Genomic DNA, 20,666 nt, shown 5'->3' with positions numbered 1-20,666 from the left:
CTGACAGGTCACTGACGATTGGGGCTTTATTCTATTTCCAGGGCGCGAACGCACCCCTGCCCCCCTGTAATAGCTGAAAAAAACCATAAAAAAAGCCAGCCCCCTGTGACAGGGGCTGGCTGCAAACGGTCAAGACCGAATCAAAGCTTGTTGAACAGGCCCAACTGGGAAATCTTCGAGAATGCCAGCTGTGCCGCTTGCAGCATGGTCTGCTGCAATGTGAGGCGGGTCAGCACTTCGGCCGGATCGGTGTTCTTGATCCCGTTCTGGGTCGAGTCATTGATCAGGCTGGTGCTCTGGTTCTGTTCGCTTTGCATGTCCATGACATTGCCCCGGGCGCCGATGGCGCCACGCGCCAGGTCGACCTGGTTCTTGGCATTCCCCAGGTTGGCAATGGCCGAAGCGATGGTGTCCTCCAGCAAGCGCTGTGCGGCCGGGTTGCCTTGGGTTGGCGCTTGCAGGGTCTGGCGCAATTGGCCGATGGTATCGAGCACGTTCTGGGTCTGGTGAGTGTTGACTGCAATGTCGAACTGGTCCCCCGCCACCGGCGCACCGCCACCCAAGGTGAAGCTGACACCGGCCGCGGTCGCCACGCCCGCCGCCACGGTTCCGGAAGTGACGGGTGCACTGGAGCTGGTCAATGGCCGGGCGTACAAATCGAACGTGGTGGGGCTGGTGAACTTCATCACCGCGCCACCTTCAGGGAAAAAGCTCTTGTAGTCCGCCGCATTGGTGACGGCCGACTGGTTGATCACCGCCGTGGAACCATTGCTCGGGGCGCGGTTGGCGACAAAACTGTCAGGCTTGGTTGCCAGTTGGAAACTGTGGCCGGCGATCACCGCATCGGCACTGGCGGCATCGGCGGGGTTGTCGCCTGCCTGGAACGTGATGTCCAGCTTGAAGATCGCGCCCCGGAAACTGATATCGGAGCCCCCTTCCTTCTTCGGATCGAAGACACCACCCTGGGTCGCTTCGGCGGTCACGTTATTGCCCGAGGCATCGGTGATGACGAACTGGGTGCTGCTGCTGAACGACAAGGTGTAAGGCTGGCCGCTGCGAAATTTCGCATCGAAATCAGGGTTGGAATTGACCAGCCCCTGGGACAAGGCCACACGACCATCGTCGACGGCAGGCGCGGTCCTCGTTGCCGTGCTGCGACTGGCATTGATTGCCTGCTGAAAGACATCCCAGCCGGTATCGTTGAGCCCCAACGACATCGAGTCACCGATCTTCAACTGCAATTGGGTCTGGTCGCCCTGGTAGCTATAGGTGCCGTCGCTGTTGCGCACGAAAGGTTCGGTGTTGTTGCTCGCCCCGGAAAACATGTACTTGCCGTTGGCGTCCTTGCTGTTCATCAGGCTCAGCAATTGGTCTTCCGACGCACCGAGCTCGGCGGCGATGGATTTGCGATCGTCGTCGTTCAACGAACCGCCACCGGCACGCACGGCCAGCTCACTGACTTTCTGCAGCACATTGTTGATGCTGTCCAGGACGGCTTCTTCCTGGGCCTGAGCCGTGTTCAGCGCGTTGATGTTGTTGGTGTACTGGCCCAACATGGCCTTTTGCTGGTCGAGCTGCAACAGGCGGGCCGCGCCAACCGGATCATCCGCCGCCGTCTCCAGCTTCACGCCACTGCTGGCCTGCTCGGACGTCTTGACCAGGTTGTTGAAGTTGCGCTGGTAGTTGGCCGCCGTCGTCGCATAGTACTGTGCAGTAGAGATACGCATGTTTTTACGGCTCCTTAAAGGGCGTTGATCAGGGTGTTGAACGTTTCCTGCGCAGCCTTGATGATCTGCGAAGATGCCGAATAATACTGCTGGTACTTGACCAGGTTGCCGGTCTCTTCATCGAGATCGACCCCCGACATCGAGTCGCGGGAATTGCGCGCCTGAGTCAGGATGGTGCCGGTCGCCGTGGCATCGAGCTGGCCTTGCTTGGCCTGGGCGCCGACTGCCGAAACCAGCGATCCGTAGGCGTCGGTGAAGTTCACACCGGGGCTGGTGGCATTGGCGCCGACCGTGGCCTTGGTCTGCAAGCCGAGCAATGCCTGGGCGTTGCGGTTGTCGGTGCTGCTTGCCACGGTCATGGAGATATTGAAGCTGTCGTCCGCCGCCGGGCTGCCGCTGAGGGTCATCGCTACACTGAAGGTTTTCGCGACGCCGCCGCCGTCGACATACGGCACTGAAATGCTCAGGTCGTTGTTCTGGCCCGGCACGATGGTGCCGGTGCCTATGCTGTTGCCCTTGGCATCGAACGCCTGGTAGGCAGTGGCGCTGGTCATGAGCAGGCGAACCGGCATCGAGCCCTTGACGGCGGTCTGCACTTCCAGCCGCTGGACCGGATCGTAGATATCCAGGACGGTGCTCAGGGTCGGCTGGCTGACAGTACCCGTGCCGTCATTGCCCGAGGCTTTCGTGGAGGTCAACGGAGCGGCGGTGGCCAGGGTCTTGGCGTCGGTCATGACCACGGTCATGTCCGCCGAGGAGCTGCGGGTCGGGGTGATCTTGAAGGTATCGCCAGCGTTCACCGGACCGGCATTGAGACTCAGGCTGAAGCCGTCGATGACCGGCGCAGGCGTCGCACCCAGGGTGAATGTGCCCATGTCGGTGTTATCCGACAGACGACGCACGCTGTAGCCGGTAGCGCTGCTGAAGGTGACCTGGTAATCGCTGGCCGCCAGCTTGCTGGTGTCCTTGATCGTGACGTTCAGGTTGCCCGACGCAGGGTTGTTGTTGCCATTGGCAATGCTGCGTTGGCTGACGGCCGTTGCACTGTTGATATCGTTGAACAGCGCCGCGCCGAAATTGCCGTTCTGGTCCACGCCCTGGGCCAGCTGCCTGTTGACCTGGTCGGTCACCACCATGGCGATGCGACCCAGGCTGTTGACGGCCGGAGTCAGCACTTCGTTGCGGTAGCGCAACAGGCCGCCAATCTGCCCACCGCTGGTCACGGAGGTGATGTCGATCGTCGAGCTGCCGCGGGTCATGATGATCGCCGAACGCGACGGATCATTCTGGTCAGGCGCGACCTGCAGCGTATTGGAGGTATTGCCAACGACCAGAGGCTGGCCGCTGCCCAGATAGATATCCATCCGGCCATCGGTTTCGGTGACCTGCGTGCCGATCAGCGCGGACAGCTGGCGAACGGCTTCGTTGCGCTGGTCGAGCAAGTCGTTGGGCATGCCACCCGCGCCTGATCCCGTGGCTTCACTGATTTTCTGGTTGTACACCGCCACAGTAGCCGCCAGCTTATTGACCTGTTCGGTCATCGAGCCCAACTGGTCATTGATATAGGTGGCTTGCTGGGTCAATTGCTGGGAAATGGCATTGAAGCGGCTACTCAAGCCCTGGGCATTGGTCAGCAATGCCTGGCGCGCAGCGGTGTCGTTGGAGTTGCCCGCCAGGGTTTGCAGCGACGAGAAAAATGATTGCAGCGTCTTGGTAACGCCGGTACCGCTGTCGGACAACAGCTTGTCCACCTGCGAGGCCTGCCCCAGGTATACCTGAGCGTCATTGTCGAGGGACGTGGAGGTACGCAACTGTGCGTCGAGGTAGCTGCTATAGACCCGGCGCACATCGGCCAGGGTCGTGCCGGTGCCGATGAACACATTGCCGTACTGGTTCGACGCCTTGGTAGTCTGCACGCTCTGCTGACGCGAATAGCCGGCGGTATCGACGTTTGCAATGTTGTTACCGGTGGTCATCAACGAGGACTGGCTCGCGGACAGACCCGACATCCCTATATTGAGCAAACTCATGGTTCAGACCTTATAACGTCGTGGTGGCGCCTGCCGATGCGTAGTTCTGGTAACTCGTCATCTGCCGGGCTATATGCGAAATCTTGCTGGCGTAGTTCGGGTCGGTGGCGTAACCGGCCTTCTGCAACTCGCGTACAAACTGTTCCGGGTTATCGGCCGACTTCAGCACATCTTGATAGCGGCTGTTGCTCTGCAACAGATTGACCAAGTCATGGAAGCTGTCGCGATAGGACGCATAGGAACGGAACTCGGCCGTCTCCTTGACCATCGCGCCGTTGCGGAACTCACTGGTGATCGCCCGCGCCGAATCGCCTTTCCAGTTCTGGCTCGCCTTGATGCCGAACAGGTTGTGGCTGCTGCTGCCATCAGGCTGGCGCATGACGGACTTGCCCCAACCGGTTTCCAGGGCGGCCTGGGCCACCAGGTAACGCGGGTCGACGCCGATGCGGTCCGCCGCTTCCTTGGCCATCGGCAACATGGCGTTGACGAATTCGTCGGCATCGCGGAAGGCCTTGCGGGCCGGCGCCAGTGGCGGCTGCGCGACGGCGCGGCCATAGACCTGCATGTCCGGTTTCGAGTCGGCGGCCTTGAGCGCGGCCAACCAATCGCCATTGCCCAGCTCGCCCGTCGCCGGTTTGACGGCGGCGACGGCACGATCCGGCAGCAGGTTCTGCGCCGGGGCCTCGGCAGCGACCGAGGCCGACGGCACCAGGCCGGCGAGCAGGCGGTCGGCCAGCTTCGGTGGCAAGGCCAGGCGACGCTGGTTGATCAATTCCATGTCGTTGCGATGACCGCCTTCGACGCCTTGGGGTGCACTGACGGCCCGCGAGGCCCACAGTGGGCGCTGGCCGCTGGTGCGCGACAACGGGCCATCCGTGGGCAGGGTGCCGGCAGCGACCGGCGTCGGTACCGCCGCCTTGGTCGCCCTGTCCAACGCCTCTTGCTGCTTGGCCGCCGACAACGTGGCCGCTTCGCCCGGGGCCAGTGGCTTGTTCTTGGACATCTGGCGCAGCAGCACATCGGCCAGGCCGATACCACCGCCCTCGCGGGACATGGAAACGGCCAACTGCTGGTCGTACATTTCCTGGTACTGCTTGGCCTCGGGCGTGTTCATGGGGTTGTCCTTGCCCAGGGCCTCGGTGGCCGAACGCATGGACTTGAGCATTTCGCCGAGGAACAGCGACTCGAATTCCTGCGCCACTTTACGCAGGTTGCCGTCGCTGTTCTTGTCGCCCACCTTGAGTTGGTTCAAGCGGTTCAGGTCCGAATAGGAACCCGAATCCCCGCTGATCAAAGTGCCCTTGCGCATATCCATGGTTCGACCCTCAGATCACGATCAGGTCGGCTTGCAACGCGCCGGCCTGCTTCAGGGCTTCGAGGATCGCCATCAGGTCGCCTGGCGCCGCGCCGACCTGGTTTACCGCCCGGACGATTTCATCCAGAGTGGTGCCCGGGCCGAACTTGAACATCGGCTTGGCTTCCTGCTCGGCATTGACCCGCGAACGAGGCACGACGGCGGTCTGGCCATTGGACAGCGGGCCCGGCTGGCTGACGATCGGATCTTCGGTGATGGTCACGGTCAGGCTGCCGTGGGTCACGGCGGCCGGCGAGACCTTGACGTTCTGGCCGATCACGATGGTGCCGGTGCGCGAATTGATGATGACTTTCGCCACGGCCTGGCCCGGATCGACTTCGAGGTTTTCCAGGATCGACAGGTAATCGACACGCTGGCTCGGATCCAGCGGCGCGGTGACCCGGATCGAGCCGCCGTCGATGGCCTGGGCCACGCCTGGGCCGAGCATGTCGTTGATCTTGTCGACGATGCGCTTGGCGGTGGTGAAGTCGGAACGGTTGAGGTTCAGCGTCAGGCTGTTGCCCTGGTTGAAACCGCTCGGCACCGCACGTTCCACCGACGCACCGCCAGGGATGCGACCGGCTGACGGAACGTTGACGGTGATCTTCGAGCCGTCGCGACCTTCGGCATCGAACCCGCCCACCACCAGGTTGCCCTGGGCGATGGCGTAGACGTTGCCGTCGATACCCTTGAGCGGCGTCAGCAGCAAGGTGCCGCCACGCAGGCTCTTGGAGTTGCCGATGGAGGAAACGGTGATGTCCACCTGCTGGCCGGGCTTGGCGAACGCCGGCAGGTCGGCGCTGACCGACACCGCCGCGACGTTCTTCAACTGCACGTTGCCGGAACCGGCCGGCACCTTGATGCCGAACTGCGACAACATGTTGTTGAAGGTCTGCAGCGTGAACGGGGTCTGGGTGGTCTGGTCGCCGGTGCCATTGAGGCCCACGACCAGGCCGTAGCCGATCAACTGGTTGGAACGCACGCCGGAAATGCTAGCGATGTCCTTCAGGCGCTCGGCTTGGGCGGCGAAGGCTGCCGACATCATCAGCGCACCGAGCAACAGCTGTTTAAGATTCAACTGGGCCACCTAGAAAGGGAACTTCGGGCTGAGGAAGAAACGATCGAACCAACCGGGCTGGCTGGCATCGGCAAAGGCACCGGTGCCCGAATAGGTGATGCGCGCATCAGCCACACGGGTGGACGAAACGGTGTTGTCGGTGGCGATGTCATCGGCACGTACCATGCCGGCGATGCGCACCAGCTCGTCACCGGTGTTGAGGGTCAGCCACTTCTCGCCGCGCACGACGATGATGCCGTTGGGCAGCACGTCGGCGACGGTCACGGTGATCGAACCGGTCAGGCTGTTGCTCTGGCCGGACTTGCTGTCGCCCTTGGTGGCGCGGTCGGACTCATAGCCGGCGTTGAGGCTCAGGTCGTTGCTGCCCAGCGGGTTGTTGGTGGTCAGGCTGGAGCCGAACAGCGACGTCAGGCCGACGCTGGTCTTGCTGGTCTTGTCCAACTGGGAGTTGGCGTTCTTGCTGGCCTGGGTCCGCTCGTTCAGGGTGATGGTGATGATGTCACCGACCCGGAACGCCTTGCGGTCGCTGTACAGGTTCTGCTCGAAACCGGCCTGGTAGATCGAGCCATTGTTGGCGGCCGCCGGCAACGGCGTGCGCGGCAACACCGGCGCGTAGTACGGGTCATTGGGCCTGGGCGTTGGCGCGACACAGCCCGCAAGCGCGGTGATCCCACTCAAAGCCAGTACAGATGCAAAGCGTTTCATGACCCTACCTCTCGGTGTTGCAGGCGACCTGCGGGCCGCCCTGTCTACGTAAGTACGGATATTGCGACGATTACAGATTCTGCGTGACGAACGAAAGCATCTGGTCGGCGGTGGAGATCACCTTGGAGTTCATCTCGTAGGCACGCTGGGTGGTGATCATGTTGACCATCTCCTCGACCGTGCTCACGTTGGAGGTTTCCAGGGTGTTCTGCAGCGTGGTGCCGAAACCGTTCAGGCCCGGGGTGCCGATTTGTGGCGCACCACTGGCGGCGGTTTCCAGGAACAGGTTGTTGCCCACGGCCTGCAAGCCGGCCGGGTTGATGAAGTCGGCGGTCTGCAGGTTGCCGATCACCTGGGCGGCCGGGTTGCCGGCCACGGTGATGGACACGGTGCCGTCGCGGCCCACGGTGAAGGTCTGGGCATCGTTCGGAATGATGATGGCCGGCTCCAGGGCGAAACCACTGGCGTTGACGATCTGGCCATTGGAGTCGAGGTGGAACGTACCATCACGGGTGTAGGACGTGGTGCCGTCCGGTTGCAGGATCTGGAAGAAACCGCGACCGTCGATGGCCATGTCCAGCGGCTGCTCGGTGGTTTGCAGGCTGCCGGCGTTGAAGTTCTTCTGGGTGCCGACGATGCGTACACCGGTACCCACTTGCAGGCCCGACGGCAGCTCGCTGTCCTGGGTCGACTGGGCACCTGGCTGGCGCTTGACCTGGTACAGAAGGTCCTGGAACTCGGCGCGATCACGCTTGAAACCCGTGGTCGAGACGTTCGCCAGGTTGTTGGAAATGGTGGTCAGGTTGGTGTCCTGGGCGGACAGACCTGTTTTGGCAACCCACAAAGCCGGAAGCATTCGATTCTCCTCGTACGCCTGATTATCGGCGCGACGCTGTCATTGATAGTTAGATCTGCAAGACCCGAGCCATAGCCTCGTCGCCTTCTTTGGCGGTGTTCATCATCTTCACGTGAAGCTCGAACTGCTTGGCCAGGGCCAGGACCGAGGTCATCTCGTCCACGGCATTGACGTTGCTCGCTTCCTGGAACCCCGACACCAGCTGCACGGTGGCATCGATGGGCGCCGGCTGGCCGTCCTTGGTCCGGATCGAACCGTCCAGGCCCTTGGTCATGTTCTTGAGGTCCGGGTTGACCAGCTTGATACGGTCCACCTCGGCCATCACCCGCGGGCCTTCGCCCATGGCGCGGATACTGATGGTGCCGTCCTGGCCGATCTCGATCTTCTGCTCCGGTGGCACGGCGATAGGACCGCCGTTGCCCATCACCGGCATGCCGTTGCCGGCCCGCAGCACGCCCAGGGCGTCGACATTGAGGCTGCCGGTGCGCACATAGCTTTCACCGCCATCGGGATTCTGTACCGCCATCCAGCCCGGACCACTGACCGCCACGTCGAGGTCGCGGCCGGTTTGCACCAGCGCTCCCGGCGTGAAGTCCGTGGCAGGTCGCTCGGACATGGCAAACGCCCGCGCCGGAAAGCTGTCGCCGAATACCGGCATCGAGCGCGCCTGCTCCAGGTCTTTCTGAAAACCATTGGTGGAGATGTTCGCCAGGTTGTTGGCATGGGCCCGCTGCGCCAGTGCGTTCTGGCTAGCGCCGGTCATTGCCACATAAAGGTACTTGTCCACTGTCGTTCCTCTGCATGCCGGACGTTTGCCGTCCACTGCTGTGTTGCACAGCGTTAAGCAATTTGCAGACCAACTTTTTTCTGGCGCCTCGCGGCCCGGCAAACAAAGGACATGCAGCACTTGGCAGAGAATAAGGGGAGGTTTTGAAGACGAAAAACCGGCGGTGTCATGCCGGTGGGTGGCAATGCTTGTCCTTCGGTAACGGCCACTGCCGCCATCGCGAGCAGGCTCGCCCCCACATTGAACCTCCAGTGCTCCTGGGATTTGTGAGCACTCATTAACCTTGTGGGAGCGAGCCTGCTCGCGATGAGGCCCGCATGGCCACCGAGAGCAAGCAGCTATGACTCGGTTTTACCCACCTCATATTCGCGCAATTTATTGGCAATAGTCGTGTGGGACACCCCCAACCGTTTGCCCAGTTGCCGGCTGCTGGGATGCTCGGAGTAGAGGCGCTCCAGCACCGCTTTCTCGAAACGCCCGACGATTTCATCGAGCCCGCCCTCAAGGGAGAAGTCGCCAAGGGGCTGGCGCACGCCGTAGTCCGGCAGGCGAATGTGCTCGGCCTTGACCTTGCCGCCGTCGCACAGGGAAACCGCCTGGAACAGCACGTTTTCCAGTTGCCGGACGTTGCCCGGCCAATGGTAGTGGCTCAGGCGTTCCATCGCGGCCGGCGCCAGTTTTGGCAAGGCGCAGCCGATCTGGCGGCTGGCCTGGTCGAGAAAGTGCTCCACCAGCGGCGTCAGTCCGTCCAGGCACTCGCGCAGGGGCGGGATGTGCAGCGACAGCACGTTCAAGCGGTGGTACAGGTCCTGGCGGAATTCTCCCCGGGCGCAGAGTTCGGACAGGTCCACCTGGGTGGCGCAGATCACCCGGACGTCCAGGTACACTTCTTCATCGCTGCCGACCCGGCGAAAGCAACCGTCCTGCAGGAAACGCAGCAATTTCACTTGCAGGCGCGGGCTCATTTCCCCGACCCCATCCAGGAACAACGTGCCCCCCGCCGTCAGCTCCAGCAGGCCGAGCTTGCCTTCGGCCCGGGCACCTTCGAAGGCGCCGGGGCCATAGCCGAACAATTCGGTCTCGGCCATGGACTCCGGCAGCCCGGCGCAGTTGAGCGCCATCAGCGGCGATTGCCCGCGCGGACTCGCCAGGTGACAGGCCCGCGCCAGCAATTCCTTGCCGGTGCCGGTCTCGCCTTCTATTAACAGCGGCGCATCCAGCGGGGCCATGCGCCGGGCCTCACGGACCACCGCCGCCATCACCTTGGAGCTCTGGAAGATGCTGTCGAAGCCACGCAGTTCCTGCTTGCGCACGTTGTAGATACGCTCGCCGACCCGGTCGGCACGATGCAACGTCAGGACCGCGCCGGCCATGGCCTCGCTGTCGTCATGCTCCGATTGCAAGGGCGCGATGTCGGCCAGGAACACATCGCCCTTGACCTTGACCCGCAGGCCATTGATCCGCGACTGGTTGGCGCGCACCAGCTCGGGCAGGTCGAAATCCTCGGCATAGCGGGACAGTGGAATCCCCGGCACCTCATCCACCCGCACCCCAAGCAACTGCGCCGCCGCCCGGTTCGCCGCGACGATGGAGCCGCCCATGTCGATGGACAGCACCGGAAACTCCAGGGCGCCCAACAAGGCATTGAGCTCCATGTGCCGGCGCTCGCTGGGCATCAGCCCGACACGCTTGACGCCGAACACCCCGGCAATGCCTTCGAATTTCGGACGCAGCGCCTGGAACTGGATGTTGATCAGGTTGGGACAGTGCAAGTAGATCGCATTGCCATGCTCGCCACCGACCTCCCCCCGGGCGACGTTGATGCCGTACTCCACCAACAGGTTGAGAATGTCCCGCAGGATGCCGATGCGGTTCTGGCAATGGACTTTGATACGCATAAGGAGGCCCAGTCGCTAGTGTGAAGGGATTTTTCTGAAAGTGAGTGCAAATAAGCGTCAAGATTATGTGACAGTTGTAGGCCATTTCCCACCAGAAAATCCCGTCAGCGTAGGAACATCGGACGCTACGTAACGAAAACTTTACATATATCCCGTCACCCAGCCGAGCGCCTTGCCGCTGCCCGGCTGAACATTCGCCTGCTTCGGGTTATCTCTAATGCATCGCTGGACATAACAACAAGACAAGCCTTTCCCCCCAGGGGAAATCAGCAGGAGAACAGCATGAAGCAGACGCAGTACGTGGCCCGCGAGCCCGATGCGCAAGGTTTTATCGACTACCCCGCCGAAGAACATGCGGTGTGGAACACGCTGATCACCCGCCAGTTGAAAGTCATCGAAGGCCGCGCGTGCCAGGAATACCTGGACGGCATCGACAAGCTGGGCCTGCCCCATGATCGCATTCCGCAATTGGGCGAAATCAACAAGGTGCTGGGCGAAACCACGGGCTGGCAAGTCGCCCGGGTGCCAGCGCTGATCCCCTTCCAGACCTTTTTCGAATTGCTGGCCAGCAAGCAGTTTCCGGTGGCGACGTTCATTCGTACCCGTGAAGAACTGGATTACCTGCAAGAGCCGGACATTTTCCACGAGATCTTCGGCCATTGCCCACTGCTGACCAACCCCTGGTTCGCCGAATTCACCCACACCTATGGCAAGCTCGGCCTGCAGGCCTCCAAGGAAGAACGCGTCTACCTGGCGCGCCTGTACTGGATGACCATCGAGTTCGGCCTGGTGGACACTCCCCAGGGCCGGCGCATCTACGGTGGCGGCATCCTGTCTTCCCCCAAGGAGACCGTGTACTGCCTGTCCGACGAACCCGAGCACCAGGCCTTCGACCCGCTGGAAGCCATGCGTACCCCATATCGCATCGACATCCTGCAACCGGTGTACTTCGTGCTGCCCGAGCTCAAGCGCCTGTTCGACCTGGCCCATGAAGACATCATGAGCCTGGTCAAGCGCGGCCGGGAACTGGGCCTGCACACGCCGAAATTTCCGCCAAAAGCCGCCTGAATGGCTTTTTTCGAGCTCAATTGAGTCTGTTGCGCCGCGCCGCTTTGCTTTAGCGTGGGCGCATCGACGTTCTACTTTTCGATCCAGGAACACACCATGAACACTCTGAACCAAGCCCATTGCGAAGCCTGCCGTGCCGACGCCCCGCAAGTCAGCGACGAAGAACTGCCGGTATTGATCAAGCAGATCCCGGACTGGAACATTGAAGTGCGCGACAGCGTGATGCAGCTGGAAAAAGTCTTCCTGTTCAAGAACTTCAAGCACGCCCTGGCTTTCACCAACGCCGTCGGCGAAATCTCCGAGGCCGAGGGCCACCACCCAGGGCTGCTCACCGAGTGGGGCAAAGTCACCGTGACCTGGTGGAGCCATTCCATCAAGGGCCTGCACCGCAACGACTTCATCATGGCCGCACGCACCGATGAAGTGGCCAAGACCGCCGAGGGCCGCAAGTAATGCATTTCGACGCCATCGGCCGGGTGCCCGGCGATCCGATCCTCGGCTTGATAGAGGCCTACGGCGCGGACCCACGCCCAGGCAAGTTCGACCTGGGCGTGGGGGTCTACAAGGATGCCCAGGGCCTGACGCCGATCCTGGAATCGGTGAAACAGGCCGAGCAGCGACTGGTGGATCGCCAGGCCACCAAGACCTACATCGGCGGCCACGGCGATGCGCAGTTCGGCCGGTTGATCAATGAACTGGTGCTGGGCGCGGACTCGCCGCTGATCGCCGAAAACCGCGCCGGCGCCACCCAGACGCCGGGGGGCACCGGGGCCTTGCGCCTGAGTGCCGACTTCATCGCCCAGTGCCTGCCTGGACGGGGGGTGTGGTTGAGCAACCCGACCTGGCCGATCCACGAGACGATCTTCGCCACGGCCGGTGTCAAGGTCAGCCAATATCCCTACGTGGGCGCCGACAATCGCCTGGATATCGAGGCGATGCTGGCGACCTTGGACCAGGCGCCCAAGGGCGACGTGGTGGTGCTGCACGCCTGCTGCCACAACCCCACGGGCTTCGACCTGAGCCATGACCAATGGCGCCAGGTCCTCGAGGTGGTGCGCAAGCGTGATTTGCTGCCCTTGATCGACTTTGCCTACCAGGGCTTCGGCGAGGGGCTGGAGCAGGATGCGTGGGCGGTGCGGCTGTTTGCCCAGGCGCTGCCGGAAGTGTTGGTCAGCAGTTCCTGCTCGAAGAACTTCGGCCTGTACTGCGACCGCACGGGGGCGCTGATCATCTGCGCCGGGGATGCCGGGAAACTGCTGGACGTGCGCAGCCAACTGGCCAACCTCGCCCGCAACCTGTGGTCGACCCCGCCGGATCACGGCGCCGCCGTGGTCGCGACGATCCTGGGCGACGCGCAACTCAAACGCCTGTGGGCCGACGAAGTGCAGGCCATGCGCCTGCGCATCGCCCAGCTACGCAGCGGCCTGCTGGACGCCCTCGAACCCCACGGCCTGCGGGAGCGCTTCGCCCATATCGGCGTGCAACGCGGAATGTTTTCCTACACCGGCCTGACGCCGGAGCAGGTCAGGCAGTTGCGCGAGCGGCACAGCGTGTACATGGTCGGCACGGGCCGGGCCAACGTCGCGGGCATCGACGCGACCCGCCTGGACCGCCTCGCCGAGGCGATCGCCGACGTTTGCAGATAGCCTGAAACCGTGGCGAGGGAGCTTGCTCCCGCTCAGGTGCGCAGCGCCCGCCAAAGGGCCTGCTGCGCAGTCCAGGGGGAGCAAGCTCCCTCGCCACAGTATGCATGCCGCCTGACATTCAGCGCAGTTAGACGCCCGTCCACTCGCGGACGAATTCACGGGTGTCTTCCTTCGGCGCACTGCGCGCTTCTTTCTGCGGGGTGCCCAGGTAAAGGAAGCCGATCACTTCTTCGCCGTCCTCCAGGCCCAGCCCCTTGGCCACATGGGGGGAGTACGCCAGCTCGCCGGTACGCCAGACCCCGCCAACGCCCTGGGCATAAGCGGCCAGCAGGATCGCATGGGCCGCACAGCCGGCCGCCAGCATCTGCTCGGCTTTCGGGACCTTGAAATGGTCCTGCAGGCGAGCGATCACCACCACGACCAGAGGCGCACGCAACGGGCCATTGAGGGCTTTTTCCACGACGGCTTCGGGCACCAGCGGGTCGTTGAACCGCGCCGCGTCGGCCAACAGTTCGCCCATGCGCTGCCGCGCCTGCCCTTCGACCGTCAGGAAACGCCAGGGCCGCAACTGGCCGTGATCCGGCGCCCGCATCGCAGCGGCGAACATGACCTCGCGCTGTTCCGGCGTAGGGGCCGGCTCCATCAGGCGCGGGACGGAAACACGGTTGAGCAAAGCGTCGAGAGCCTGCATCGGCCACCTCCCTGAAAAAATGTCCGGCTATTCTAGTGGCTGTACGGCCAGTTCGTCAGCGCAAAATGGCCCATCGACGTACCGGCCCGTCGTGGCGGGTGCGGTTTACATGCCGCCTGCCGTCGGTAGAATGGCGCCCTTCCCCTTTCAGCCCGAGCGGACTTCATGGCGTTGCCGACCCTGCGGATCATTGGTTTCATCATCGGCATCTTCCTGATCACCCTGGCGATCTTCATGGTCGTGCCCATGGCCACCCTGGTGGTGTTCGAACGCACCAGCGACCTGCCCTCGTTCCTCTGGTCGAGCATGATCACCTTCCTCGCCGGCTTGGCCCTGGTCCTGCCCGGGCGCCCGGAACACATTCACCTGCGCCCGCGCGACATGTACCTGCTGACCGTCAGCAGCTGGCTGGTGGTGTGCATCTTCGCCGCACTGCCGTTCCTGCTGACCCAGCACATCAGCTATACCGATTCATTCTTTGAAAGCATGTCGGGGATCACCGCCACCGGCGCCACCGTGCTGAGCGGCCTGGACACCATGTCCCCGGGTATCCTGATGTGGCGCTCGCTGCTGCACTGGCTCGGCGGGATCGGCTTCATCGGCATGGCGGTGGCGATCCTGCCGTTGCTGCGCATCGGTGGCATGCGGCTGTTCCAGACCGAATCGTCGGACCGCTCGGAAAAAGTCATGCCCCGCTCACACATGGTGGCACGGCTGATCGTGGCGTCCTACGTCGGCATCACCATCCTCGGCACGCTGGCCCTGTGGTGGGCCGGGATGAGCCTGTTCGACGCCATCAACCATTCGATGTCGGCGATCTCCACCGGCGGTTTTTCCACGTCGGACCTGTCCCTGGCCAAATGGACGCAACCGGCCGTGCACTGGGTGGCCATCGTCATCATGATCCTCGGCAGCCTGCCGTTCGCCCTGTATGTCTCGACCCTGCGCGGCAATCGCCGGGCGCTGATCAAGGACCAGCAGGTCCAGGGGCTGATCGGCGTGCTGCTGGTCACCTGGCTGGTGCTCGGCACTTGGTACTGGGCCACCACCGACCTGCATTGGCTGGACGCACTGCGCCACGTGGCGCTGAACGTGACATCCATCGTCACCACCACCGGGTTCGCCCTGGGGGACTACAGCCTGTGGGGCAATTTCTCGCTGATGCTGTTCTTCTACCTGGGCTTCGTCGGCGGCTGCTCGGGATCGACGGCCGGCGGCATCAAGATCTTCCGCTTCCAGGTCGCCTACATCCTGCTGCGGGCCAACCTCAACCAACTGATCCACCCCCGCGCGGTGATCAAGCAAAAGTACAACGGCCACCGCCTCGACGAGGAAATCGTCCGTTCGATCCTGACGTTCTCGTTCTTCTTCGCCATTACCATCTGCGTGATCGCCCTGCTGCTGTCGCTGCTGGGCGTGGAATGGATGACCGCCCTGACCGGCGCCGCCAGCACCGTATCCGGCGTCGGCCCGGGCCTGGGGGAAACCATCGGCCCGGCGGGCAACTTCGCGCCGCTGCCGGATGCGGCCAAGTGGATCCTCTCCGGCGGCATGCTGCTGGGCCGGCTGGAGATCATCACGGTGTTCGTGCTGTGTATCCCGGCGTTCTGGCGTCACTGACCGCTTTCGTCGCGCTCGCCAGCCGTGCCCGGTATTCGCCGGGGGTGGTCTCGAACCAGCGGCGAAAGGCCCGGAAAAAATTGCTCGGGTCGGCAAAGCCCAGCAGGTAGGCGATTTCCAGCAACGTCATGGCCGGTTGCGCCAGGTACTGCTCGGCCAGTTCGCGGCGGGTGTCGTCCAGCAGGCTCTGGAAACTGGTGCCCTCCTCCTGCAAGCGGCGTTGCAGGGTGCGCTGGGACAGGTGCAGCGTCTGCGCCACCACATCGCGCTTGGGCTCGCCCTGGGGCAGCAACCGACACAACACCTGCCGCGCCTTGTGGGTCACGCGGCTTTCCGAAAACCGCGCCAGGTACTCGCCGGCGAACCGGTCGTGCAGCCTCGCCATGGCTTCGTTGGCCGTGGGCAGTGGCGCTTCCAGGTCGCCGCGCTCCAGGATCAGCGCGTCATAGGGCGCACTGAACACCAGCGGCGCGGGAAACGCCTGGTGATAAGGCGCCAGGTCCGCCGGCTCCGCGCCCTGGAACAGCACCTTCACCGGGCGCAAGGCGCGGCCGGTCAACCAGTTGCACAGGGCCAGCGCACAGGCCAGGGAGGCCTCGGCACTCTGGCGGGTGGGCGGCAGATGATCACCATGCACCGTCAGGATCAGCCCGTAGCCCTCTTCGAACTGACGAAAACTCAACTCGGCGCTTTCGGCAATGATCCGCTGGTAACGCACCAACCGTTGGAAACCTTCCACCAGCGTCCGGCTGGACATCAACGCGTAGCCCACCACGTGGAAAGACGCCGGGCGCACCACCTTGCCCATGTTCAGGCCGATGGCCGGGTTGCCCGAAAGCTGTACGGCCCGTTGCCAGAGCCGCGTCATCGAATCCTGGGGAAAGCGCGCGTCCGGATCGTCCAGGGCATCGAAATCCAGCCCCAGTTGCTTGAACAGCGCCCGACAATCGAGGCCGTCCATTTCCAGCGCCTTGACAATCCCCATCGCCCAGCTTGAAGAAGTCGTTCGTTCGCTCATGACGGATCACTTGCACGAAGAGCCGCGTGCTGCGGCCGGATTTGCGAAGGATACTAGACTGGCCCTCATTGTCACTGGCCGATGCAGGCGAGCGCTCTAGACTTGCAAGGACAATAACTCTCAAAGAGCCTGCCGTCTTGGGAAAGGTCAAATCATTCAACAGCTTCGCCGAGTTCTACCCCTATTACCTGGGCGAGCACAGCAACAGCACCTGCCGACGCCTGCACTTCATCGGCACCTCCCTGGTCATCCTGATCGTCGCCGTGGCGGTCGTCGTCGGCAGCGCCGGGTGGCTGCTGGCCCTGCCAGTGGCCGGCTATGGCTTTGCCTGGGTCGGGCACTTCTTTTTCGAGAAGAACCGCCCGGCCACTTTCCAGCACCCGCTCTACAGCCTGCTCGGGGATTTCATCATGTACCGGGACATGATGCTGGGCCGGGTCGCGTTCTAGTCATCAACCAAGGGATTGTCGATGAGCACTCATGCACGCTTCACCCACATGCAGGATGGCACCCGGGAAGACTGGGCGATCATCGCGGCCGACTTCAGCGCCTATGCGCGGCAGCTACCGGGAAGGATCCTGGCGCACCTGAAGCTGCTGGACGGCGATTTCGGCGGCTTCCCGGTGGACCGCCTGACCCATTCCCTGCAAACCGCGACCCGCGCATACCGTGACGGGCGGGACGAGGAATACGTGGTCTGCGCCCTGCTCCACGACATCGGCGACACCTTGGGTTCGTACAACCACCCGGACATCGCGGCGGCGATCCTCAAGCCGTTCGTCAGCGCCGAAAACCTGTGGATGGTGGAGAAGCACGGGCTCTTCCAGGGCTATTACTTCTTCCATCACCTGGGCATGGACCGGCACTTGCGCGAGCAGTTTCGCGACCACCCGCAGTACCAGGCCACCCTCGATTTCTGCGCCCTGTACGATGCAGCGGCGTTCGATGCCGACTACGACACGCTGCCATTGAGCTTCTTCGAGCCGATGCTGGAACGGGTATTCGCCGCGCCGAAGCAGTCGATCTACAAGGCGGCGATGGCGGATGCACCCGCCTGATCGACACCTACACAGTTGTGGCGAGGGGATTTATCCCCCTCGTCACAACTGTGTATGGCTTAGGCAGGCTCGGTCACTTTCAACTCCGCCTTGACCAACGCCGCCCGTGCCTGGGCATCCGCCAATCGATACAGTTCGATCGAGCCGTCCCAATGCTCGATCAACGCTGTGCATGACTCGACCCAGTCGCCGCAATTGAGGTACTCCACGCCCCCCACCTGGCGAATTTCGGCGTGGTGGATGTGACCGCACACCACGCCATGCAATTCGCGTTTCACGCATTCGTGGGCGATGGCCTCTTCGAAGTCGCTGATGAAGCTGACGGCGGTCTTGACCTTGTGCTTGAGGTACGCCGACAACGACCAGTATCCATAGCCATAACGGGCCCGCCAGTGGTTGAGCCAGCGGTTGAGCGTGAGGGTGAACTCGTAGGCCGAATCGCCGAGGAACGCCAGCCAACGATGATAGCGGGTGATGACATCGAATTGGTCGCCATGGATCACCAGCAGGTGCCGACCGTCGGCGGTGACATGCACGGCCTCGTCCACCAGTTGGATATTGCCCAGGATCAGCTTCGAATAGCGGCGCAGGAACTCGTCGTGGTTGCCGGTGACGTAGATCACCTCGGTGCCGCGCTTGCTCATGGTCAGCAAGCGGCGAATGACGTTGGTATGGGCCTGGGGCCAGTACATGCCGCTGCGCAGCTTCCAGCCATCGATGATGTCGCCTACCAGGTAGACTTTGTCGGCGTGATAGCCCTTGAGAAACTGCGACAGGTGCTCGGCCTGGCAATCCCGGGTCCCCAGGTGCACATCGGAGATCCACAGGGTGCGGACACGCTGTTTGCGGCTGGGTCTGGCGAGCTCGGCGCTGGTCATGGGCAACCCCCTGATCGTTTCTCCCACTGTGCACCCCAGCGGTTAATGGCCCATGACAAGCACAAGTCGATTACATGACAGCGCGAGGTCGCGCGCGCCCGGTGTAGACTGGCGGCCTGCACAGGGAGACCGCGATGAGACCGATCCTCACGCTACGCCACTACAGCCACGACCTGATCGTCCACAGCCATGACCACGCCCAACTGGTGTTCGGGTTGTCGGGCGCCCTGGATTTCGAAGTCGACGGTCGCGGCAGCCAGGTGATGCAGCAGAGCTTCGTGGTGGTGCCGGCCGGGGCCCACCATGCCTGCGGCAGCCCCCGTGGCAGCCGCTGCCTGGTGCTGGACATACCGAGCGATGAATGGCTCGGGCAATCCCTGGGGGATCACGCCGACGCCAGCCGGCGACTGCTCGACAGCAGCGCGCGCCTGCCACTGGACGCGGGACAAAGCCAATTGGTCAGTTGGCTGGCGGCCAGCCCGGTGGACGATCCGCTGATCGGCCAGCAAGGTGCGGTGCTGCTCTTGGCCAGCCTCAACGGCATTCGCCCGCCAGCACCCGGCGGCCGGCGCCTGCCCTTCGCCGCCCTCGACGCGCACATCGACCAATACGCCGGCTATCCGCTGCAAGTGGCCGACCTGGCTAGGGTGGCCGGGCTCTCCAGCGCGCGCCTGCACGCCCGCTTCGTCGCCGAATGTGGACAGACCCCGATGGACTACATCCGCAGCCGCCGGCTGCACAAGGCCGTGGCGCTGCTGCGCGAGAGCGACCTGCCCATCGGCGAGATCGCCCATCGCGTCGGCTACAGTTCCCAGAGCGCCTTCGCCGCCGCCGTCCTGCGCGAATTCGGCGCCTCGCCGGGCAAGCTGCGGCGCCGCTAGCTAGCCTGGCGCTAAAAATCGCCAGGATCGCGACAGACGTCGAGGCTGCCAGGGGTTTAAATACCGAGACCTGGGAGCGAGCCTGCTCGCTCCCACAGGTTTTGTTTTTTTTATCGGGCCACCCCTTCAAGGACCGCAATGACTCCCCGTACCGCCCTCGGCGCCCTGCACATCGGCGCACTCATGTTTGGCCTGACCGGCGTGTTCGGCAAGCTCGCCGCCGCTTCACCGGCGGTCATCGTGTTCGGTCGCGCCGTGTTCGCCGTATTGGCCCTGGCGGCGTTCGCCCGCTTCGCCAGCCTGACCCGCTGGCAGGCACTGCGGGCAGCGGACGGCCGCCGCCTGGTGCTGGGCGGGCTGCTGCTGGCCGGCCATTGGGTGAGTTTCTTCATCGCGGTCAAGGTCGCCGGCGTGGCGATCGCGACGCTGGGGTTCGCCAGTTTCCCGGCCTTCACGGTGCTGCTCGAAGGGCTGGTTTTCCGCGAGCGGATCCGCGCCAACGAGATTCTGCTGGTGGTGTTGGTGAGCATCGGCCTGGTGCTGGTCACGCCGGATTTCGACCTGGCCAGCGGCGCCACCACCGGCCTGTTGTGGGCCGTGGCCTCGGGGTTGCTGTTCTCGCTGCTGTCGCTGGCCAACCGCGCCGGCTCGGCGCATGTGCCGCCGGTGCAGGCCGCGCTGTGCCAGAACGTGGTGGTCGGCCTGTGCCTGCTGCCCGTGGCCGCGCCGCAACTGGGCGGCGTGCGCCCGGCCGACTGGCTGTGGATCGCCCTGCTCGGGGTGTTCTGCACCGGCCTGGCCCACAGCCTGTTCGTCGCCAGCCTGGCGGTGATCAAGGCGCGCACGGCGGCGGTGGTGTTCGCCATGGAACCGGTCTATGGCATTACCATCGCCTGGCTGCTGTTCGATGAAAACCCGACGCTGCGCATGCTGATCGGGGGCGCGGTGATCATCGTTGCCATCGTCGTGTCGAGCCAGGTGGCCGGCTCGAAGAAAGCGCGGGTCGGTACCGAAGCCGCGTCTCACTGAACCCGGTCGTTGTGGCCCAGGTCCCGCGCCGGGTCGATCTGGTCGCGGACCCGCTGCTTGAGCACCTTGGCCTCGGGGAAACCGCCGTCGGCCTTGCGTTCCCAGAGCTGCGCGCCGTCGCAACTGATGTGGAAGACCCCGCCAGTACCTGGCACCAGGGCGACCTTGCCCAGGTCGTCGGCAAACGTGCTGAGCAGTTCCTGGGCTAGCCAGGCGGCGCGCAGCAGCCACTGGCACTGGGTGCAATAGGTGATGACGATTTCCGGTTTGTGTTCGGTCATGGCGGCTGAGCTCCTGGGGTCGAGGGCGCCGGTATAATACCGCCTTTGCCGTTCGCCCGAG

20 protein-coding genes are annotated in these 20,666 nt (G+C 63.4%); 8 read left to right on the top strand and 12 right to left on the bottom strand.

The window, feature by feature from the left end; genetic code table 11:
* Window positions 1–140 precede the first annotated feature (140 nt).
* From Q6A48_RS00425 to Q6A48_RS00390, 8 genes are all read right to left on the bottom strand, one after another.
* The gene (locus Q6A48_RS00425; protein ID WP_304551037.1) at window positions 141–1,727 is read right to left on the bottom strand and encodes a flagellar hook-associated protein 3; all 1,587 of its coding nucleotides are present in this window, start codon (window positions 1,725–1,727) and stop codon (window positions 141–143) included.
* Between the two features lie 14 nt (window positions 1,728–1,741).
* Entirely contained in the window at window positions 1,742–3,757 is a 2,016-nt protein-coding gene (gene flgK, locus Q6A48_RS00420; protein ID WP_304551035.1) for a flagellar hook-associated protein FlgK, read from the bottom strand.
* Window positions 3,758–3,767: 10 nt separating this feature from the next.
* A complete protein-coding gene (flgJ, locus tag Q6A48_RS00415) occupies window positions 3,768–5,072 on the bottom strand; it encodes a flagellar assembly peptidoglycan hydrolase FlgJ (protein WP_304551034.1) in 1,305 nt (434 codons plus the stop codon).
* Window positions 5,073–5,082: 10 nt separating this feature from the next.
* Window positions 5,083–6,156: a flagellar basal body P-ring protein FlgI gene (locus tag Q6A48_RS00410; RefSeq protein ID WP_161796106.1), complete on the bottom strand. Its 1,074-nt coding sequence runs from the start codon at window positions 6,154–6,156 to the stop codon at window positions 5,083–5,085.
* 42 nt (window positions 6,157–6,198) lie between these two features.
* Window positions 6,199–6,894 carry a flagellar basal body L-ring protein FlgH gene (gene flgH, locus Q6A48_RS00405; protein ID WP_304551033.1) on the bottom strand — a complete coding sequence of 232 codons (696 nt, stop codon included), beginning with the start codon at window positions 6,892–6,894 and terminating at the stop codon, window positions 6,199–6,201.
* Window positions 6,895–6,964: 70 nt separating this feature from the next.
* Window positions 6,965–7,750, bottom strand: a complete 786-nt coding sequence (gene flgG, locus Q6A48_RS00400) for a flagellar basal-body rod protein FlgG (protein WP_042729470.1) — start codon at window positions 7,748–7,750, stop codon at window positions 6,965–6,967.
* A 49-nt stretch (window positions 7,751–7,799) separates the two neighbouring features.
* A complete protein-coding gene (locus Q6A48_RS00395; protein ID WP_304551030.1) occupies window positions 7,800–8,537 on the bottom strand; it encodes a flagellar basal body rod protein FlgF in 738 nt (245 codons plus the stop codon).
* 338 nt (window positions 8,538–8,875) lie between these two features.
* Window positions 8,876–10,435, bottom strand: a complete 1,560-nt coding sequence (locus Q6A48_RS00390) for a sigma-54-dependent transcriptional regulator (protein ID WP_304551028.1) — start codon at window positions 10,433–10,435, stop codon at window positions 8,876–8,878.
* A 282-nt stretch (window positions 10,436–10,717) separates the two neighbouring features.
* On the opposite strand from Q6A48_RS00390, the gene phhA reads away from it, so the two are divergent.
* The 3 genes from phhA (at window position 10,718) to Q6A48_RS00375 (ending at window position 13,149) form a co-directional block, all read left to right on the top strand.
* Window positions 10,718–11,503 (top strand): phenylalanine 4-monooxygenase, encoded by a 786-nt coding sequence (gene phhA / locus Q6A48_RS00385; RefSeq protein ID WP_304551026.1) that lies wholly within the window; start codon window positions 10,718–10,720, stop codon window positions 11,501–11,503.
* 96 nt (window positions 11,504–11,599) lie between these two features.
* Entirely contained in the window at window positions 11,600–11,956 is a 357-nt protein-coding gene (locus Q6A48_RS00380) for a 4a-hydroxytetrahydrobiopterin dehydratase (protein ID WP_047737665.1), read from the top strand.
* On the top strand, window positions 11,956–13,149 hold the full coding sequence (locus tag Q6A48_RS00375) for an amino acid aminotransferase (RefSeq protein ID WP_304551018.1): 1,194 nt from the start codon (window positions 11,956–11,958) through the stop codon (window positions 13,147–13,149). The genes Q6A48_RS00380 and Q6A48_RS00375 overlap by 1 nt, the downstream gene beginning before the upstream one ends.
* 127 nt (window positions 13,150–13,276) lie before the next feature.
* Here the strand turns inward: Q6A48_RS00375 and Q6A48_RS00370 are convergent, their stop codons facing one another.
* Window positions 13,277–13,840, bottom strand: a complete 564-nt coding sequence (locus Q6A48_RS00370; protein WP_304551016.1) for an NAD(P)H nitroreductase — start codon at window positions 13,838–13,840, stop codon at window positions 13,277–13,279.
* A gap of 165 nt (window positions 13,841–14,005) precedes the next feature.
* Here Q6A48_RS00370 and Q6A48_RS00365 point away from each other — a divergent pair, with 165 nt between their 5' ends.
* Window positions 14,006–15,460 (top strand): TrkH family potassium uptake protein, encoded by a 1,455-nt coding sequence (locus Q6A48_RS00365; RefSeq protein ID WP_304551014.1) that lies wholly within the window; start codon window positions 14,006–14,008, stop codon window positions 15,458–15,460.
* On the opposite strand, the gene Q6A48_RS00360 is transcribed toward Q6A48_RS00365, so the two are convergent.
* Window positions 15,417–16,478, bottom strand: a complete 1,062-nt coding sequence (locus Q6A48_RS00360) for an AraC family transcriptional regulator (protein WP_304551013.1) — start codon at window positions 16,476–16,478, stop codon at window positions 15,417–15,419. The genes Q6A48_RS00365 and Q6A48_RS00360 overlap by 44 nt on opposite strands.
* A gap of 137 nt (window positions 16,479–16,615) precedes the next feature.
* Between Q6A48_RS00360 and Q6A48_RS00355 the strand changes: the two genes are divergently transcribed.
* On the top strand, window positions 16,616–16,927 hold the full coding sequence (locus Q6A48_RS00355) for an Mpo1-like protein (protein ID WP_304551011.1): 312 nt from the start codon (window positions 16,616–16,618) through the stop codon (window positions 16,925–16,927).
* A 21-nt stretch (window positions 16,928–16,948) separates the two neighbouring features.
* Complete coding sequence (locus Q6A48_RS00350) at window positions 16,949–17,536, top strand: HD domain-containing protein (protein WP_304551010.1); 588 nt, start codon at window positions 16,949–16,951, stop codon at window positions 17,534–17,536.
* A gap of 59 nt (window positions 17,537–17,595) precedes the next feature.
* Here the strand turns inward: Q6A48_RS00350 and Q6A48_RS00345 are convergent, their stop codons facing one another.
* The gene (locus Q6A48_RS00345) at window positions 17,596–18,414 is read right to left on the bottom strand and encodes a UDP-2,3-diacylglucosamine diphosphatase (protein WP_304551009.1); all 819 of its coding nucleotides are present in this window, start codon (window positions 18,412–18,414) and stop codon (window positions 17,596–17,598) included.
* Between the two features lie 134 nt (window positions 18,415–18,548).
* Between Q6A48_RS00345 and Q6A48_RS00340 the strand changes: the two genes are divergently transcribed.
* Together Q6A48_RS00340 and Q6A48_RS00335 are read left to right on the top strand one after the other, a co-directional pair.
* A complete protein-coding gene (locus Q6A48_RS00340; protein WP_304551007.1) occupies window positions 18,549–19,295 on the top strand; it encodes a helix-turn-helix transcriptional regulator in 747 nt (248 codons plus the stop codon).
* Window positions 19,296–19,433: 138 nt separating this feature from the next.
* Window positions 19,434–20,324 carry a DMT family transporter gene (locus tag Q6A48_RS00335; protein ID WP_304551006.1) on the top strand — a complete coding sequence of 297 codons (891 nt, stop codon included), beginning with the start codon at window positions 19,434–19,436 and terminating at the stop codon, window positions 20,322–20,324.
* On the opposite strand, the gene Q6A48_RS00330 is transcribed toward Q6A48_RS00335, so the two are convergent.
* On the bottom strand, window positions 20,318–20,605 hold the full coding sequence (locus tag Q6A48_RS00330; RefSeq protein ID WP_304551005.1) for an Rdx family protein: 288 nt from the start codon (window positions 20,603–20,605) through the stop codon (window positions 20,318–20,320). The genes Q6A48_RS00335 and Q6A48_RS00330 overlap by 7 nt on opposite strands.
* Between the last annotated feature and the right edge of the window lie 61 nt (window positions 20,606–20,666).

The organism is Pseudomonas citrullilanati (assembly GCF_030580855.1).
Classification (GTDB): domain Bacteria; phylum Pseudomonadota; class Gammaproteobacteria; order Pseudomonadales; family Pseudomonadaceae; genus Aquipseudomonas; species Aquipseudomonas citrulli.
The sequence above is the reverse complement of the archived record's forward strand: the minus strand, read 5'-3'. Positions and strand labels throughout refer to the sequence as shown.